Origin of the sequence: Microbacterium sp. NPDC056736 (assembly GCF_042790415.1) — a bacterium.
In the GTDB taxonomy this organism is placed as follows: domain Bacteria; phylum Actinomycetota; class Actinomycetes; order Actinomycetales; family Microbacteriaceae; genus Microbacterium.
The window spans coordinates 355,866-373,068 of the sequence record NZ_JBHTZE010000003.1 but is presented as its reverse complement, the minus strand read 5'-3'; the positions used below and the strand labels follow the sequence as shown (position 1 = coordinate 373,068).

16 protein-coding genes are annotated in these 17,203 nt (G+C 70.5%); 7 read left to right on the top strand and 9 right to left on the bottom strand.

Annotation, left to right across the window (positions count from 1 at the left end; genetic code table 11):
* Positions 1-3 precede the first annotated feature (3 nt).
* The 3 genes from ACFRAL_RS09030 to groL all read left to right on the top strand — a co-directional run bounded on the left by ACFRAL_RS09030 (position 4) and on the right by groL (position 2,731).
* On the top strand, positions 4-573 hold the full coding sequence (locus ACFRAL_RS09030; protein ID WP_378881948.1) for a LytR C-terminal domain-containing protein: 570 nt from the start codon (positions 4-6) through the stop codon (positions 571-573).
* Between the two features lie 150 nt (positions 574-723).
* On the top strand, positions 724-924 hold the full coding sequence (locus tag ACFRAL_RS09025; RefSeq protein ID WP_336396673.1) for a cold-shock protein: 201 nt from the start codon (positions 724-726) through the stop codon (positions 922-924).
* 187 nt (positions 925-1,111) lie between these two features.
* Positions 1,112-2,731 carry a chaperonin GroEL gene (gene groL, locus ACFRAL_RS09020; protein WP_336396672.1) on the top strand — a complete coding sequence of 540 codons (1,620 nt, stop codon included), beginning with the start codon at positions 1,112-1,114 and terminating at the stop codon, positions 2,729-2,731.
* A gap of 76 nt (positions 2,732-2,807) precedes the next feature.
* Here the strand turns inward: groL and ACFRAL_RS09015 are convergent, their stop codons facing one another.
* The 3 genes from ACFRAL_RS09015 to ACFRAL_RS09005 form a co-directional block, all read right to left on the bottom strand.
* Entirely contained in the window at positions 2,808-3,095 is a 288-nt protein-coding gene (locus ACFRAL_RS09015; protein WP_336396671.1) for a WXG100 family type VII secretion target, read from the bottom strand.
* A 141-nt stretch (positions 3,096-3,236) separates the two neighbouring features.
* Entirely contained in the window at positions 3,237-4,733 is a 1,497-nt protein-coding gene (locus ACFRAL_RS09010) for a HAMP domain-containing sensor histidine kinase (RefSeq protein ID WP_336396670.1), read from the bottom strand.
* A 282-nt stretch (positions 4,734-5,015) separates the two neighbouring features.
* The gene (locus ACFRAL_RS09005) at positions 5,016-5,708 is read right to left on the bottom strand and encodes a response regulator transcription factor (RefSeq protein ID WP_336396669.1); all 693 of its coding nucleotides are present in this window, start codon (positions 5,706-5,708) and stop codon (positions 5,016-5,018) included.
* A gap of 206 nt (positions 5,709-5,914) precedes the next feature.
* On the opposite strand from ACFRAL_RS09005, the gene ACFRAL_RS09000 reads away from it, so the two are divergent.
* On the top strand, positions 5,915-7,135 hold the full coding sequence (locus ACFRAL_RS09000) for an NAD(P)/FAD-dependent oxidoreductase (protein ID WP_378881943.1): 1,221 nt from the start codon (positions 5,915-5,917) through the stop codon (positions 7,133-7,135).
* Positions 7,136-7,141: 6 nt separating this feature from the next.
* Here the strand turns inward: ACFRAL_RS09000 and ACFRAL_RS08995 are convergent, their stop codons facing one another.
* Positions 7,142-7,690: a TetR family transcriptional regulator gene (locus tag ACFRAL_RS08995; RefSeq protein WP_336396667.1), complete on the bottom strand. Its 549-nt coding sequence runs from the start codon at positions 7,688-7,690 to the stop codon at positions 7,142-7,144.
* 75 nt (positions 7,691-7,765) lie between these two features.
* Between ACFRAL_RS08995 and ACFRAL_RS08990 the strand changes: the two genes are divergently transcribed.
* Positions 7,766-8,638, top strand: a complete 873-nt coding sequence (locus tag ACFRAL_RS08990) for an alpha/beta fold hydrolase (protein WP_378881939.1) — start codon at positions 7,766-7,768, stop codon at positions 8,636-8,638.
* A gap of 36 nt (positions 8,639-8,674) precedes the next feature.
* On the opposite strand, the gene ACFRAL_RS08985 is transcribed toward ACFRAL_RS08990, so the two are convergent.
* From ACFRAL_RS08985 to ACFRAL_RS08975, 3 genes are all read right to left on the bottom strand, one after another.
* Positions 8,675-10,333 (bottom strand): DNA repair helicase XPB, encoded by a 1,659-nt coding sequence (locus ACFRAL_RS08985; protein WP_336396665.1) that lies wholly within the window; start codon positions 10,331-10,333, stop codon positions 8,675-8,677.
* A 71-nt stretch (positions 10,334-10,404) separates the two neighbouring features.
* Positions 10,405-12,123 (bottom strand): helicase-associated domain-containing protein, encoded by a 1,719-nt coding sequence (locus ACFRAL_RS08980; protein ID WP_378881936.1) that lies wholly within the window; start codon positions 12,121-12,123, stop codon positions 10,405-10,407.
* A gap of 5 nt (positions 12,124-12,128) precedes the next feature.
* Entirely contained in the window at positions 12,129-12,392 is a 264-nt protein-coding gene (locus ACFRAL_RS08975) for a multidrug ABC transporter ATPase (RefSeq protein WP_336396663.1), read from the bottom strand.
* Positions 12,393-12,553: 161 nt separating this feature from the next.
* On the opposite strand from ACFRAL_RS08975, the gene ACFRAL_RS08970 reads away from it, so the two are divergent.
* Positions 12,554-12,937 (top strand): cold shock domain-containing protein, encoded by a 384-nt coding sequence (locus ACFRAL_RS08970; protein WP_336396662.1) that lies wholly within the window; start codon positions 12,554-12,556, stop codon positions 12,935-12,937.
* Positions 12,921-13,721, top strand: coding sequence for a DUF3027 domain-containing protein (locus tag ACFRAL_RS08965; protein ID WP_378881933.1), 801 nt, complete (start codon positions 12,921-12,923; stop codon positions 13,719-13,721). The genes ACFRAL_RS08970 and ACFRAL_RS08965 overlap by 17 nt, the downstream gene beginning before the upstream one ends.
* A gap of 73 nt (positions 13,722-13,794) precedes the next feature.
* Here the strand turns inward: ACFRAL_RS08965 and ACFRAL_RS08960 are convergent, their stop codons facing one another.
* Together ACFRAL_RS08960 and ACFRAL_RS08955 are read right to left on the bottom strand one after the other, a co-directional pair.
* Entirely contained in the window at positions 13,795-16,152 is a 2,358-nt protein-coding gene (locus ACFRAL_RS08960; protein ID WP_378881930.1) for a glycoside hydrolase family 3 N-terminal domain-containing protein, read from the bottom strand.
* Positions 16,149-17,201: an ABC transporter permease gene (locus tag ACFRAL_RS08955; protein ID WP_378881927.1), complete on the bottom strand. Its 1,053-nt coding sequence runs from the start codon at positions 17,199-17,201 to the stop codon at positions 16,149-16,151. Before ACFRAL_RS08955 ends, ACFRAL_RS08960 begins: the two co-directional genes overlap by 4 nt.
* Positions 17,202-17,203: the final 2 nt, after the last annotated feature.

Genomic DNA, 17,203 nt, shown 5'->3' with positions numbered 1-17,203 from the left:
CGGGTGCCGACCACGAGCTTCCCCCGCGATCGTTTCGACGACGTGCCGGAGACGGACCGCGTCGGCGCGCACCGGGCGGAGAACCCGCGCATGCGGGGCTGGGTCGTGCTGCTGTGGGCCGCGCTGGCCACCCTCGTGCTCATCGCAGTCGGCATCTTCGGCACCCTGATCGCCTCGGGCCGCATCGAGCTGGCACCCACCCCGGTGCCGACCGTCGAGCCGGTTCCCGAGGTGACACCGGTCGTCGACACGACCTACGCGGTGATGATCCTCAACGCGACTCCCGAGCAGGGGCTCGCCACCCAGCTGAAGGACGTCGTGGTCGCCGCCGGGTGGTCCGACGATGCCGTGACGGCGGGAGAGGCGGGCTCCGAGGACTTCCCGACGACCACCGTCTTCTACAGCGCCGCCGCCGACGAGGCCGCGGCCGCCGGCCTGGCGGAGGTGATCGGGGGCGCCGCCATCGAGCAGAGCGACGCCTACCCGTCGACCTCGCCCGACACGCCGCAGCTGACCGTCGTCGTCGGCCTGGACCGCACGGCCGCCGGACAGACGCCCGCCCCCACACCCTGACGCGCACCGCTCTGCAGCGCTCGCGCGGGAGTGTGTTTCGCGCCGGTAAACACTTGTGTGCCGGCATGTCAACAAGTGACGAATCGCCCGATCGGCGTCCGCGCGCCTGCATACGATGAAGCCCAGCAACGCCGGCAACAGGAGAAACGCATGACCCAGGGCACCGTCAAATGGTTCAACGCCGAGAAGGGATTCGGCTTCATCACCGTCGCCGACGGCCAGGACGTCTTCGTCCACTACTCCAACATCGACATGACGGGTTTCCGCGTGCTCGAGGAGGGGCAGACAGTGGAGTTCACGGTCGGGGCGGGCCAGAAGGGTCCTCAGGCCGAGGCGGTGCGCGTCGTCTGAGCCCTCGGCTCAGCGCCCGACGCTACGACACCCGAGACGGAGTGCCTCACGGCACTCCGTCTCTCTGCGTTTCGGCATCCCCTTCCCGCGGCTTGCACTCGGTAGGGTCGAGTGCCAGAATGATTTAGCACTCGTCTTCATTGAGTGCTAATTCCCAAAGCCAACGTTCCGGAGGGACGACACACACATGGCAAAGATCATCGCTTTCGACGAGGAGGCCCGTCGCGGCCTCGAGCGCGGCCTCAACATCCTGGCCGACGCCGTCAAGGTGACGCTCGGCCCGCGCGGTCGCAACGTCGTGCTCGAGAAGAAGTGGGGCGCCCCCACGATCACGAACGACGGTGTCTCCATCGCCAAGGAGATCGAGCTGGACGACCCGTACGAGAAGATCGGCGCGGAGCTCGTCAAGGAGGTCGCCAAGAAGACCGACGACGTCGCCGGTGACGGCACGACCACCGCGACCGTCCTCGCTCAGGCGCTCGTGCGCGAGGGTCTGCGCAACGTCGCAGCCGGCGCCGACCCCATCTCGCTCAAGAAGGGCATCGAGAAGGCCGTCGCCGCCATCACCGCCGAGCTGCTCGAGTCCGCCAAGGAGGTCGAGTCCAAGGACCAGATCGCCGCCACGGCGTCGATCTCGGCCGCTGACCCGGAGATCGGCCAGCTCATCGCCGAGGCCATCGACAAGGTCGGCAAGGAGGGCGTCGTCACCGTCGAGGAGTCGCAGACCTTCGGCACCGAGCTCGAGCTCACCGAGGGCATGCGCTTCGACAAGGGCTACATCAACCCCTACTTCGTCACGGACCCGGAGCGCCAGGAGGCCGTCTTCGAGGACCCGTACATCCTCATCGCGAACCAGAAGATCTCGAACATCAAGGACCTTCTGCCCGTCGTCGACAAGGTGATCCAGGACGGCAAGGAGCTCGTCATCATCGCCGAGGACGTCGAGGGTGAGGCTCTCGCGACGCTCGTGCTCAACAAGATCCGCGGCATCTTCAAGTCGGTCGCCGTCAAGGCTCCCGGCTTCGGCGACCGTCGCAAGGCGCAGCTGCAGGACATCGCGATCCTCACCGGCGGCCAGGTCATCACCGAGGAGGTCGGTCTCAAGCTCGAGAACGCCACCCTCGACCTGCTCGGCCGTGCGCGCAAGGTCATCGTCACCAAGGACGAGACCACGATCATCGAGGGTGTGGGCGACGCCGCTGCGATCGAGGGTCGCGTGACCCAGATCCGCCGCGAGATCGACAACACCGACAGCGACTACGACCGCGAGAAGCTCCAGGAGCGTCTTGCCAAGCTCGCCGGCGGCGTGGCCGTCATCAAGGCGGGTGCGGCCACCGAGGTCGAGCTGAAGGAGCGCAAGCACCGCATCGAGGACGCCGTTCGCAACGCGAAGGCGGCCGTCGAGGAGGGCATCGTCCCCGGTGGTGGGGTCGCCCTGATCCAGTCCGGCAAGAAGGCGCTCGACGCCCTCGAGCTGACGGGTGACGAGGCGACCGGCGCCAACATCGTGCGTGTCGCGATCGAGGCTCCGCTGAAGCAGATCGCCCTCAACGCCGGTCTCGAGCCGGGCGTCGTGGCGAACAAGGTGTCGGAGCTCCCCGCGGGTCACGGCCTGAACGCCGCCACGGGCGAGTACGGCGACCTGTTCGCGCAGGGCATCATCGACCCCGCCAAGGTGACCCGCTCGGCGCTGCAGAACGCCGCGTCGATCGCCGGTCTGTTCCTCACGACCGAGGCCGTCGTCGCCGACAAGCCCGAGAAGGTCGCGGCCCCGGCCGGCGACCCGACCGGTGGCATGGACTTCTGACCAAGTCCACGACCGCGTAGCGTCTCCACAGAACGGCCCCTCCGCTTGGAGGGGCCGTTCTGTGTTCCCCGGGGGGTCAGCGGAACATGCTGGTCGCCGCGAGCTCGGTGTCGGCGTACTGGCGCGCGGCGGACGCGAGTGCGGCGTTGATCTGCGCCAGCGACTCCTCCACCTGGCGCTGGGTTGCGCGCCACTGCTCGACGACGCCCGCGAAGGCGGCGGACGCCGCTCCCGTCCACGACGACTGCAGCTGCGTCAGCTGGGCCAGCATCGCGTCGGATTCGGCCTGGAGCCGGTCGATCGTGCCCCGCACGGAGGTGGTGGAGGCGAGGATGGTGTCGCTGTCGACGGTGAAGACGGCCATAGGTGCTCCTGATCGATGTGCGGTGGCCGGATGCCGAACCCGCCGTGCCCGCAACGCTAAGCGCGCGGCACGGGGGGAGGTGCGGCATCCGCCCTCATCTGTGCACCGGGCGTCGCGGGGCCGGGATGGGGAGGAGCCCCGTCACTCCGAGGCGTCGGCGAGGCGGGCGAGCGGCTGCGTCGGCGTATCGAGGTGCTCGGCGGCGTCGCGGATGTCGGCCAGCGGGAACGACACGCGGAAGGTCGCTCCGCCTCCGGGGGTGTCGACGACCCCGACCGAGCCGTGCAGCGCCTCGACGATCGACGCCACGATCGACAGCCCGAGGCCCGAGCCGCCCGTCTCGCGCGTGCGCGACGTGTCGGCGCGCCAGAAGCGCTGGAAGATCTTCTCCTTGATCTGGTCGGGCACACCCTCGCCGTGATCGACGACCTCGATCCAGCCCATGTGCGCCCGTGCGTCGATGCCGACCCGCAGCTCGATGGGGGAGTCCTCCGGCGTGAAGCGGCGCGCATTGCCGAGCAGGTTCGTCACGACCTGCCGGATGCGGTTCTCATCTCCCAGCACGATCGGCGCGAGGGCGCCGGCGCGCGGCGAAGGCTCCGATTCGGGCAGCACGGACGGCATCTCGCTGGACCCGTTCGCGCTGGAGGCCGGGACGGGCTTCGGGCGTCTCCGCAGCAGCGACAGCGTCGCGCCTGCCCGCGAGATCGCCGACGGGCCGCCGGTCCGCCGCTTCGCGTCGGGGTTGACGGCGTCGTCCTCTTCGTCGGGTGGGAGCGCGGGCTCCACGATCGTGGTGTCGATCGTGGTGACCGGGCGTCGGGGGGAGGCGGCCCGCACATCCAGAGCGGCGTCACGGGCGATGGGTCGCAGGTCGACGGGAGCGATGATCACGTCGCGCCGTTCGTCGAGACGCGCCAGCGCGAGCAGGTCCTCGACGAGCAGGCCCATGCGCACGGCCTCCTTCTCGATGCGGTCCATCGACTGGGCGACGTCGTCCTCGCCGCGCACCGCGCCCATGCGGTAGAGCTCGGCGTACCCGCGGACGGTGACCAGCGGCGTGCGCAGTTCGTGGCTGGCGTCGCCGATGAAGCGCCGCATCTGACGCACCGTGGCATCGCGCTGCGAGATCGCGCTGTCCACGCGATCGAGCATCGCGTTGATGGCGGTCTTGAGCCTGCCGACCTCGGTCGTGGTCGGTTCGATGTCCGTCATGCGCTGGCTGAGGTCGCCCGCCGCGATCGCGTCGGCGGTCGACTCGACCTGACCGAGGCTGCGGAACGTGAGGGTGACGAGGTAGCGGGTGGCGACCGCGCCGACGACGAGGATGACGAGCGCGAGGATGCCGTAGATGCCGATGTACTGGGCGACGATCTGGTTGCTGGGCGCCAGCGGGAGCGCCACGAGCTGCGTGTAGTAGTCCGAGACGCTCTCGATGAGATACAGGTCGGTGCTCGCGAGATAGGTGTTGCCGGTCTCGGCGTTGGTGAGCGGGAAGGTCGACACACCGCGGATGGTGACCTCCTCGATGGTCATCACCTCGGGGAAGTCGGGGGGAGGCCCGCCGTTGCCGCCGGCGCTCGTCTCGAAGGCGCCGTCGGGACCGTAGATCGCGACGAAGTACGACGGGGAGGGCACATCGGTCTTCTTCGTGAACCGCGGGCCGGTCGCAGTGATCTCGATGTCGAAGAGCGTGCTGGCGACATCGGTGGCGGCCAGCTGCTGGGTCTGCTCGTCGACGCTGGCGACCAGGGCGTTGCGCAGGAAGACCGCCGTGCCGAGTCCGGCAGCGAACAGGCCGACGGCCAGGAGCGCGACGGTGACCCCGGTGACCTTCGCGCGCAGACTCGTGCCGCGCCACCACCGGGTGACCGCATCGGGCTGGTGAGCCAGGTCGCCCCTCCGTTTCCGGGTCCGCCGTCAGGCGGTCTTGCCGGCCTTCAGCATGTAGCCGAAGCCGCGCTTGGTCTGGATGAGCGGCTCGGACGAGTGCGGGTCGATCTTGCGGCGGAGGTACGAGATGTAGCTCTCCACGATGCCGGCATCGCCGTTGAAGTCGTACTCCCACACGTGGTCGAGGATCTGGGCCTTCGACAGCACCCGGTTGGGATTGAGCATGAGGTAGCGCAGCAGCTTGAACTCGGTCGGGCTGAGGTCGATCGAGACGTCCCCGACCTGCACGTCGTGCGTGTCCTGATCCATCGTCAGCTCGCCCGCCCGGATGATCGACTCCTCGTCGGCCTGCATGGTGCGCCGCAGGATCGCCTGGATGCGTGCGACGATCTCGTCGAGGCTGAAGGGCTTCGTGACGTAGTCGTCGCCTCCGGCGTTGAGTCCGGTGATCTTGTCCTCGGTCTCGTCCTTGGCGGTGAGGAAGAGGATCGGGGCGGTGTATCCGGCTCCGCGCAGGCGCTTGGTGACGCTGAAGCCGTTCATGTCGGGCAGCATCACGTCGAGGATGATGAGATCGGGCTCCTCTTCGAGGACGGCCGAGATCGTCTGCGCGCCATTCGACACGGCGCGGACCTGGAACCCGGCGAATCGCAGGCTCGTGATCAGCAGGTCGCGGATGTTCGGTTCGTCGTCCACGACGAGGATGCGCGGTGCGGTCATGCCCTCATTATGTCGGCGGATGCCATGGGATGTCTGGATATCGCTCCCGAGTCCGGCTTCCCCGCGCGCCCGGCACGGAGGAGCGCCCCTTGAACAAGCGGGCGGGCAGGGGGAGCATGGCGATCACAGACCCGCGCGCGCACGCTGCCGCAGGCCACGGGGGACGAGGGCCCGCCGCGCGATGCGACCGTGCTCGAGGAGGCATCATGGCGCACTTCGTGATCGTCGGAGGCGGGCTCGCCGCGGGCAAGGCCGTGGAGCGGCTCCGCACAGAGGGTTTCGACGGCGACGTCACGGTCGTGACCGCGGAGCGGCATCCGCCATATCAGCGTCCGCCGCTGTCGAAAGGGTATCTGCAGGGGGTCGAGGGGCCGGATGCGGTCGTGCTGCACCCCTCGGAGTGGTACGCCGACGGGATGGCGGATCTTCGCACCGGCACCGTCGCGGTCGCTGTGGAGCCCGGCGACGGGCGGGTCGTGCTGGACGACGGCACGACGCTCGCCTTCGATGCTCTGCTCCTGGCGACGGGGTCGTCGCCGCGACGCCTCCCGCTCGAGGGCGCCGAGCTGCCCGGGGTGCGGACGCTCCGCACGCTCGACGACGCCGACGCGCTCGCGGCCGACCTGCGCGACGGCGGCAGACGGCTCGTGGTGATCGGATCCGGATGGATCGGGATGGAGGTGGCGGCGACCGCGCGGACGCTGGGCAACGACGTCACGGTGCTCGAGCGAGGCGAGGTTCCACTGGCTTCGGCCATCGGTGCGGAGATGGGGGCCGTGTTCCGCGACCTCCACCGGGCCCACGGCGTCGACCTCCGCGCCTCCGTCGGCGTCGACCGGATCCTCGGCGGCGACCGGGTCACCGCGGTGGTCGTGGACGGCGAGGAGGTCGCAGCAGACCTCGTCGTCGTGGGCGTCGGCGCGGCCCCGAACCTCGCGCTCGCCGAGGAGGCCGGCATCGCCGTCGACAACGGCATTCTGACCGACGCGGGTCTGCGCACCGACGCCCCCGGCGTGTACGCGGCCGGCGACGTCGCCAACGCGTTCCACCCGGGTATCCGGCGTCGCCTCCGCAGCGAGCACTGGGAAAACGCCCTCAAGGGCGGCGCCGTCGCGGCGCGATCGATGCTCGGGATCGAGGCATCCCACGATTCCATCCCGTACTTCTACACCGACCAGTTCGACGTGTCGATGGAGCTGTCGGGCTATCCGCCGCTGATGCGGGATGCCGAGCTCGTCGTGCGCGGCGATGCGGAGGCGCGGCAGTTCATCGCCTTCTGGGTGGGTGAGGACACGGTGGTGGGCGCCATGAGCGTCAATGTGCCGAAGACCACCAAGACCGTGCAGGCGCTGATCCGCTCGGGCGATCGGGTGGACCGCGAGCGGCTGGGCGACGAGAACGTGCCGCTGGAGGGGCTCCTCGGCTGAAGGTCGTCAGTCCAGGCACGCACGTACCGCGCGCTCGACGACCGGCCGGACCTCGGCATCCGGATCGACCGTCACGCGGTGCAGGACGAGTCCGTCGCCCGCGGCCATCAGCGTGCGGACGGCCTGATCGGGCGCGTTCGCCCCCACGCGCGCGAGGATCGCCGTGGTCCACTCGACGTACGCGCGGCGCTGGTCCAGGAGCGGGGCGAGGAGCTCGGCATCGCCGGCGCCCTCGAGGAACAGGGCGTAGCGGGCCCGCGTGCGTTTCGCGAGCGGTCCCGTCTGCCACTCGATCAGGGCGCTGAGCGCCTCGACCAGCTGGCCGGGCGTCTCCACCGGGGATGTGCCGCCGGCCGCGAACTCCGCCCGCTCGGTCTCGGCGAGCCACGCCACGACCCCCGCCACGAGCGCATCGCGAGTGCGGAACCAGTTCGACGTGGATCCCTTCGGCAGACCCGCGCGCTCGTCGACGCGCGCGTGGGTCAGCGCCCGGATGCCCTGTTCGCCGACGAGTGCGAGCGCGGCGTCGAGTGCTCGCTCGCGTGTCGATGCCATGATCCCGACTGTAGGCGACACCGACCTACTATAGAAGTAGTGACAATCCACTATGAAAGTAGTAACCTTCGTCGCATGACCGATATCGCCGGCATCCGCTCGTCGATGCTCACCGCGAACGGACTGCGTATGCGCGTCACGGAGGCCGGAACGGGAAGGCCCGTGCTCATGCTGCACGGGTTCCCCCAGAGCTCCAGGGAGTGGGCGCCCGTCATGGCGGCGCTGTCGGATCGGGCGCGGCTCATCGCGCCGGATCTGCGAGGAGCGGGGGAGACCGACGCGCCGAGCTCGGGCTACGACTCCGAGACGGTGCAGCGCGATGTCATCGCACTGCTGGACGAGCTGGGTCTGGAGCAGGTCGATCTCGTCGCCCACGACTGGGGCGCGATCGTCGGATTCGATCTGTGCCTGACGCATCCCGAGCGGGTGCGGAGGTACGTCGCCATCGCGGTGCCCGCCCCGTATCTGCGCATGAACAGCGGGCTCGCGCTCGGGCTGATGAAAGCACTGCCGCACCTCTGGTTCCAGTGGGCAGTGGCCACCCCCGGCCTCGGGCCCGCCCTGCTGTCGCGGGGTCGGCAGCGGCTCGCGAACTACATCCTCCACGCCTTCCAGGTGCGCCCGAAGGCGGAGGCCGACGAGGCGGCCTATCTGCGCGCGCTGGCCGATCCGGCGCGCGCCCGCGCAGCGTCCAAGCTGTACCGCGGACTGATACTCCCCGGTTTCATGAGGGCGGTGAACGGCTCCTACCGCGGGCGGGTGCTGAGCACGCCGACGCTGGTGCTCTTCGGCGCGGATGACGGGCTGCTCCCCAAGGATGCGCTCGAGGTGAGTCCCGACGACGCCCCGCATACGACCATCGAATACGTGCCCGGCGGCGGGCACTATGTCGTCGACGAGAACCCCGCCGAGGTGGCGCGGCGCATCGGCGAGTTCCTCGGGGTCTGATCGGAAAAGGGCCGGCCTGTCCTTGGATGTGGCCGCTCAGGCCGCGAGGGAGTGCGCGTCCAGGATCGTGTAGGCGTAGCCCTGCTCGGCGAGGAACCGCTGCCGGTTCTGCGCGAAGTCCTGGTCGACGGTATCGCGCGCGATGAGCGTGTAGAAGCTGGCGGTGTGGTTCGACTGCTTCGGGCGCAGGAGCCGGCCGAGGCGCTGGGCCTCCTCCTGGCGCGACCCGAACGAGCCCGAGACCTGGATGGCGACGGATGCCTCGGGCAGGTCGATCGAGAAGTTCGCGACCTTCGACACCACGAGCACGGAGATCTCGCCCACACGGAAGGCCTGGTACAGCTCCTCGCGCTCGTCGACCGGCGTCTGCCCGGTGATCTTCGGGGCGTTCAGCGCCTCGGCGAGCACGTCGATCTGATCGAGGTACTGCCCGATGATGAGGATGCGCTCGCCCTCGTGCCGCTCCACGAGCTGACGCACGACGCCGATCTTCGCCGGCGCCGTGGCGGCGAGACGGTACCGCTCGTCGTCGGCCGCGGCGGCGTACTCGAGGCGGTCGCCGGCCGGCAGGTCGACGCGCACCTCGTAGCAGACGGCGGGGGAGATGAAGCCCTGAGCCTCGATCTCCTTCCACGGCGCGTCGAACCGCTTGGGGCCGATGAGGCTGAAGACGTCGCCCTCGCGGCCGTCCTCGCGCACGAGGGTCGCCGTCAGGCCCAGCCGTCGCCGCGCCTGCAGGTCGGCGGTGAGCTTGAACACCGGCGCCGGCAGGAGGTGCACCTCGTCGTAGACGATCAGACCCCAGTCCAGGGCGTCCAGCAGCGCGAGGTGGGCGTACTGTCCCTTCCGCTTCGCGGTGAGGATCTGGTAGGTCGCGATCGTGACCGGCTTGATCTCCTTGACCTGCCCCGAGTACTCGCCGATCTCCTCCGGGGTCAGCGACGTGCGCTTGAGCAGCTCGTCGCGCCATTGGCGCGCGCTGACCGTGTTCGTCACGAGGATGAGGGTCGTCGTCTTCGTCTCGGCCATGGCGCCCGCGCCCACGAGGGTCTTGCCGGCGCCGCAGGGGAGCACCACGACGCCCGACCCGCCGTCGGTGAAGATGTCGACCGCCTGCCGCTGATACGGCCGCAGTTCCCAGCCGTCCTCCGCGAGGTCGATGGGGTGAGGCGTCCCCGGCGTGTAGCCGGCGAGGTCCTCGGCCGGCCAGCCGATCTTCAGCAGCTCCTGCTTGATCTGGCCGCGGGCCCACGCGTCGACGACGTAGACGTCGGGGGAGGGGTGGCCGATCAGCAGCGGCTGGATGCGCTTGTTCTTCGACACCTCCGCCAGGACCGCGGCATCCGTCGATCGCAGGATCAGCTCGCCTCCGCTGCCGTCCTCGGCGACCGGGGTGCGCTCGATGACCAGACGCCCGTACCGGCCCACCGTCTCGGAGATGTCGATCGAAACCGACGGGGGCACCGGGAACCGCGACCACCGGTCGAGCGTCGCGAGCATGTCCTGCGCGTCGTGCCCGGCGGCCCGTGCGTTCCACAGCCCGAGCCGCGTGATGCGGTAGGTGTGGATGTGCTCGGGGGCGCGCTCGAGCTCGGCGAAGATCGCCAGCTCGTGGCGGGCGCTCTCGGCGTCGGGATGTGCGACTTCGAGGAGCACCGTGCGGTCGCTCTGGACGATGAGGGGGCCGTCAGCCATAACGAGCTAGTTTACCGGCGCCCCGGGCGGGACGGGCGTGACGGCTCGGAGGGCGAGGCGGATGCCGCGACTCACGCGACGCCGACGCTGACGATGCTCGACACGGGCAGGGTGCGTTCGATGTCGGCGGCGCGGTCGCGTCCGCGCAGGCGGCCGCCGCCGAGCCCGGCCGCCTCGAGGGTGAAGGAGCGCTCCGCGCCGTCAGGCATGCGCACCACCACGATGATCTCGGCGCGGCTGCGCACGGCCTGCTCGAGCTCGCGCTCGAGCCACCCCGCCTCGCCGTCCGTGCCGTGCCCGCCGCGGAGGATGGCGATGAGTCGTGCGTACGCCTGCTCCGCCGTCGCCGCGGGTTCCGAGGGCGTGCCCGAGGTGCGCCGGTGGATCGACTCCGGGCGTCCTGCCGCATCGAGCGCGATCACCGGATACCGGGCGTCTGCGAGCGTCCAGTAGACCGCGTCCCTGGCCACGCGCGAGGTGAGGGCCTCGCCGTCGGGCACGAGTCCGAGCGGACGAAGCGCCTGATCGATCGCGATGGCGTCGAGCAGGCTCGCGTCGGGACTCTCGACCCGGGTGCGGCCGGCACCCTCGTGGGCGCGCACACGCACCATGCCGTGTCGTGCTGCCGTGCTCTCGATCAGGTACTCCAGCGGCTGGGGGATCCCGGTGAGCGACAGCGAGGCGAGGAAGGCCCGCATCGACTCCGCCGTCTCGCCCTCGGTCATGCCGGCGGCGAGCGACGCGGCGGTGAAGCGGTAGGTCGACGCCTGCGCGCGCGATTCGCGTGCGGCCATGGAGCGCAGCCGGAGGTCGAGTGCGGGCGCGAGCGGCCCTGGCGCGATCGCGGTGAGATCGGCCTGAAGATACACCCTGTCGATCTCGGCGGGGAGGTACGGCGCCATCGTGGCGGCGTCGGCCGCTTCGCCCGCGCGCAGCGCCGCGGTCCAGGGGAACTCGGCGGCGCCGGCGGGGTCGAACAGGCCCCAGCGCACGCCGAGGCGGTGGAGCTCACCGGCGCGCGCCGGCCAGTCCGGGTCGAGCGGGTACGCCGTCGGCCACGAGGCGGGCGAGGCGAATCCGCCCGCCGGGGTGCGCAGCCCCGCGGGCAGGCTGGCGCGCAGCCCCTCGGCGATCGCCTCCCAGCGCTGCGGAGTAGGCGCCTCCAGCCACCGTTCGCCCAGGTCGGTCACGACCCACTCGCGGTCGTGCGCGACGGCGAGGCCCGCTCCCGCGGCGGAGGTCAGCAGATCCTCGAGGTCGTCCGAGAACTCGATGGCCCCGGCATCCATGAGCCGGCGGCGGTCCGCCGCGCTCACCGGACCGGCGCCCGTCCGCGCGAGAGGGGCGTGCAGACACGCGAGGAGCACGTCGGCGAGGGAGCCGGCCGTCGTGAACGCCCGCTCTGCGGCCCCGGCGGAGGATCGCGGCTCGGCGGGCGCCGGCTCGCGCTCGTCGGCGGCGGGGGTGAACGCCTCGGGGGAGGTGGCCGCCGCGGCGGCCACCCGTTCGGCCACCACCGCGTACGGCGCACCGTCGGCGTCGACGAGCGCGAGGAGCGACGCTGTGCCGTCGGCCCGGCTTCGCCCGTCCCGCAGGGCGATGAGATCGCGGCGGTCGAGGCGGGTCAGCGCACGGTCGACCGATGAGGACTCGAGCAGGCTCTCCGCGGCGTCGAAGAAGTCGTGCCATCCGGCCTGGGCAGACACGCCACGTGCCGCGAGCGTCGCCGCGAGCGCGGCATCCCCGAGATCGGCGAGTCGTGTCGCGAGTGCGCGCGCGTCGGAGACCAACCCGGTCAGCCCCCTCTGTTGGCCCGCGACCTCCGGACGAGACTCATGATCAGCACGGCGAGCAGCAGCCCGAACGCCACGATCGGCGCGATGTACACGAGCACGCCCACCAGCGGCCAGATTCCGGCGCTGAAGTCCGCGCCCGCGGCCGACGCGATCATGATCGCGAAGAAGCAGACGATAGAGAGCACGAGCAGCCCGAGCGACATGAAGGCCAGGACGCGGTCGATGCGGCGGACGGGGACGTCGCCGGAGGGATTCGTGCTCATCCGCTCCAGCCTACCCGCTGGCGCTGACCTTGCGGAGGGACGATGCCGAGCCGGTGGGGCCTGCCGCCAGGGCGTGCCATTAGGCTGGTGGGTGGGGTTCAGAACCCCGATTTCGTCATGCCGCCGCGCGTGGGCGCGGCGCCCGATCCAGCGAGGTTTCCATGCCCACCGGCAAGGTCAGGTTCTACGACGAGGAGAAGGGCTTCGGCTTCATCTCCTCCGACGACGGTCAGGACGTCTTCCTGCACGCCACCGCCCTGCCCGCCGGCACTCCCGCTCTGAAGACGGGCACGCGGCTGGAGTTCGGCATCGCCGACGGCAAGCGCGGGCCGCAGGCGCTCTCGGTCCGAGTGCTCGAGGCTCCCGTCAGCCTCGCCAAGCGCTCCCGCAAGCCCGCGGACGACATGGCGATCATCGTCGAAGACCTGGTGAAGCTGCTCGACGGCATCGGCGGCGACCTGCGTCGCGGCCGCTATCCCAGCGGCTCGCACGCCAAGAAGGTGGCCGCAGTCCTGCGCAAGGTGGCCGATGAGCTCGACGCCTGATCCCATCGATCCCGACGCCGACTTCCTCCTGGATCCGGTCGTCGATCCGGTCGAGCCCGCTGCCGAGCCGGCGGAGCCGCCTGCCGAGGCGTCGGCGCCCGCTGACGAGGCGGCGGCGCCCGCTGACGAGGCGGCGGAGCCCGCGTCGCCCGACCCGCGGCTGCTCGAGGCCCATGACCTGGCGCTCGCGGCCCTGCGTGAGATCACGCCGGCATCGACGATCGGCGAGCCCGCGGACTACCGGATGGAGGCCGACGGCGTCGTCTCGCTGCGGTTCACCAACCGGCTCGCCGGGTATCCGGGCTGGTTCTGGACTGTCAGCCTCGCGCGCGTCGAGGACGCCGAGCCGACCGTTCTCGAGGTCGAGCTGCTGCCCGGCGAGGGAGCGCTCATCGCGCCGGACTGGGTGCCTTGGGCCGTGCGCCTGGCCGATTACCACGCCGCGCAGGCCGCCGCGCAGGCGGAGTCGGCCGCGGATGACGACGACGAGACGGCCGAGGGCGAGGAGCTCGACGACGTCGACGACCTCGATGCAGCCGACTTCGACGACGACGGTTCGCCCATCCTCCACGCCGGCGATGTCGACGGCGTCGACATCGACGAGCTGGCCGACCTCCACGAGGACGACTCCGACGAGGAGGTCGACGACGAGGACGACTCCGACGACGAGGACGACTCCGACGACGACTCCGACGACGACGACGACGAGGACGAGGACGACTTCGACGACGAAGACGGCGGTGACGAGGACGACGACGAGGACTTCGACTCCGAACGTGCCTGACCTCCTCCAGACATGACGAAGGGGTGGACTCCCGCCGCCCGCAGCGCGGTGGGATCCACCCCTTCGCGTTCTCTCAGCGGCGATCGACCGCGTGCTCGGCGGGCGCCGCCGGGCGCGCCACCGCATCGGCGACGTGGAAGCGTGCGCTCAGCAGCACGTCATCGCGCGACGACGGCCCGACGAGCAGTTCGAAGTCGCCGGCTTCGACAAGGCGCCGGCCCGCGGCATCCACGATCGTGCACTCCGCGACGGGCAGCGACAGCTCGACCGTCGCGGTCTCGCCGGGCTGCACGTCGACGTGACGGTAGGCCTTGAGCTCCTTGTCGGCCCAGCTGACCGAGGTCACACTGTCACGCACGTAGACCTGGACGATCTCGTGCGCCGGCCGGTGGCCCGTGTTGCGCAGCTCGACGAAGGCGCGCACGGTGTCGCCCCGACCGACGTGGGATTCGACGATGCGCAGGCCCGAGTACTCGACCGTCGTGTACGACAGGCCCTCGCCGAAGGCGAACGCGGGGCTCTGCGTCAGGTCGGCGTAGCGCTCGCCGTGCTGGCCGCGGATCTGGTTGTAGTAGATCGGCAGTTGGCCGGCATGGCGGGCGAACGAGAGCGGCAGGCGGCCGCCCGGCTCGATCAGGCCCAGCAGCAGCTCGGCGACGGCCTGGCCCCCGCGCATGCCGGGGTTCGCCGCCCACACCACGGCTGCGGCATCCGTCACCGCCGGTGGGAGCACATGCGGCTTCGAGGCGAGCAGCACCACGATGAGGGGCGTCCCGGTCGCCGCGAGCGCGTCGAGCAGGGCGATCTGCCCGCCGACGAGCTCGAGCGTCGCGGTCGACCGGCCTTCGCCGACGAGCTCGATGCGGTCGCCCACCACGGCGACGACGTAGTCGGCCGCCTCTGCGGCGGCGACCGCCTCGGCGATGCGGTCCGCGTCCGGTGCGCTCGGCACGACCACCTGGGGCCGCGGCTGTCCGTCGGGGAAGAACGCGCCCGCCGGGTCCTCCTCGAGGGTGAGGATGCCGGCGCCCTGCGCGTGCGTGATCTCCCAGTCCTCGGGAGCGTGCGCGCGCAGTCCGTCGAGCACCGTCGTGATCATCTCGCGCGGGTGCCCGTCGCGGATCCAGTCGACCTGACCGGACGAGCCGGCCCAGTCTCCCAGCTGCGTCTGCGCGTCGTCGGCGAGCGGGCCGACCACCGCGATACGACGGCGACCGGATGCTGCGGCCACCGCTCGTCCGGATGCATCGGCGGTGAGCCCGCCGGCGAGCGGCAGCGTGCCGTCGTTGCGCAGCAGCACCAGCGAGCGACGCGCGACCTCGAGGTTGAGCGCCGTGTGCGCGGCGGACCCGACGGCCATCGCGATGCGATCGCGGTCAGGAAGGCGCGGATCCTCGAAGAGGCCGAACTCGAACTTCAGCAGAAGGATGCGGGTGACAGCCCGGTCGAGCGCCTCCTCGGTCATGAGTCCCTGCGCCAGGGCGTCCTGGGCGCCCTGGAAGAACCCGGGCGTCGTCATGATCATGTCGTTGCCCGCGAGCACGGCGGCCGCGGCGGCGTGGGCGTAGTCGGGCTGCACCTTCTGCTCCCACACCATGCGTCCGACGTTGTCCCAGTCCGTGATGAGGGTGCCGGTGTAGCCCCACTCGCCGCGCAGCACGTCGTTCAGCAGCCAGTCGTTGACCGTGATCGGCACCCCGTCGGTGGTCTGGTAGCCGAGCATGAAGGTGCGGCATCCCTCCTTCGCCACCCGCTCGAACGGCGGCAGGAACCATGACCGGAGCTTGCGGCGCGAGATGTCGGCCTCGCTCGCGTCACGGCCGCCCTGCGTTTCGGAGTACCCGGCGAAGTGCTTCGCCGTTGCGAGGATCGCGGTCGGATCATCGAGGCCGCCGCCCTGGTAGCCGCGCACCATCGCCGAGGCGAGCTCGCCGATGAGGAACGGATCCTCGCCGAACGTCTCGTCGACGCGGCCCCAGCGCAGGTCGCGGGCGATGCACAGCACCGGCGAGAACGTCCAGTGGATGCCCGTCGCCGAGACCTCGACGGCGGTCGCGCGCGCGACGCGCTCGGCGAGGCCGGCATCCCATGACGCGGCCATGCCGAGCTGGGTGGGATAGATCGTCGCGCCCTCCCAGAAGGAGTGCCCGTGGATGCAGTCCTCGGCGACGAGCAGCGGGATCTGCAGGCGCGTCTGCAGGGTCAGCTCGCGGGCGTGCAGCACCTTCTCGGGGGAGGCGTGCAGGATCGACCCGGCGTGCATGCGCACCACCTGTTCCTCCAGGTCGTCACGCGCGTCGAGCTGCAGCATCTGCCCGATCTTCTCCTCGACCGTCATGCGACCGAGGAGGTCGGCGATGCGGTCGGCGACCGGAAGGGAGACGTCGAGGTAGGCCGGGCGCCCTCCGTGGTGATGTGAGGTGGCGGTCACGAGGTCTCCTGCGTGTTCGTGTTCGTTCGCACGACCGTGACGGCGTCGTTGACGTTCATGCCCTTCTTCTTCATGGCACGGGCGCGTTCACCGGCGGACCGCAGGCGCGGGTTGACGTACTCGTCGATGCCGAAGTTGATCAGCGAGAGGGCAACGCCGATGGCGGCGATGCACAGACCCGGAGGCAGGAACCACCACCACTGGCCCTGGCGGAAGGCCCCCTGCGCGCTCGCCCAGTTGAGGATCGTGCCCCAGTTGTAGGTCGTCACCGGGATGATCCCGATGTACGACAGGGTCGTGAGGCCGATGATCGCGGCCGTCACGGTGCCCACGAAGCTGGCGGCGATCAGTGCCATGAGGTTCGGGAGCATCTCGACGGCGATGATCCGCCGGAGGGGTTCGCCGTTGGCGCGGGCGGCCTGCACGAAGTCCCGGCTGCGCAGCGACATCGTCTGCGCGCGCAGCACGCGCGCGCCCCACGCCCAGCCGATGAGGCCGAGCACTCCCGCGACGAGGATGAGGGGCGGATCCTCGAACATCGACGCCACGATGATGATCAACGGGATGCCGGGAATCACCAGGAAGACGTTCGTGAGAGCCGACAGGCCCTCGCTGCGCCACCCGCGCAGGTAGCCGGAGAGCACACCGACGACGATCGCGATGACCGTGGCGATGATCGCTGCGAGGAAACCGACCACGATGACGCCGCGGGTGCCGTGGATGACCTGGCTCAGCACGTCCTCGCCGATGTGCGTCGTGCCCAGCCAGTGCTCCGCCGAAGGCGGCTGGAAGCGCGCGGTGTTGTCGACCTTCGTGGGGGAGTACGGGGCCAGCACGTCCGCGAAGATCGCGACGAGCACGAAGAATCCGAGGATCGACAGGCCCGTGATCGACTTCCTGTTGCGGAACATCGCGAATGCGGCACCCAGCCTGGACCAGAAGGTCGGCTTCCCGGGCGCCTTGCGGGCGGGGGCGGGCCTGCGGACGGTGGCGGTCGCCGGCGTGCGCGCCGGACGCTGCGCCGTCGTGTCGTTGACGATCGTGTTCATGC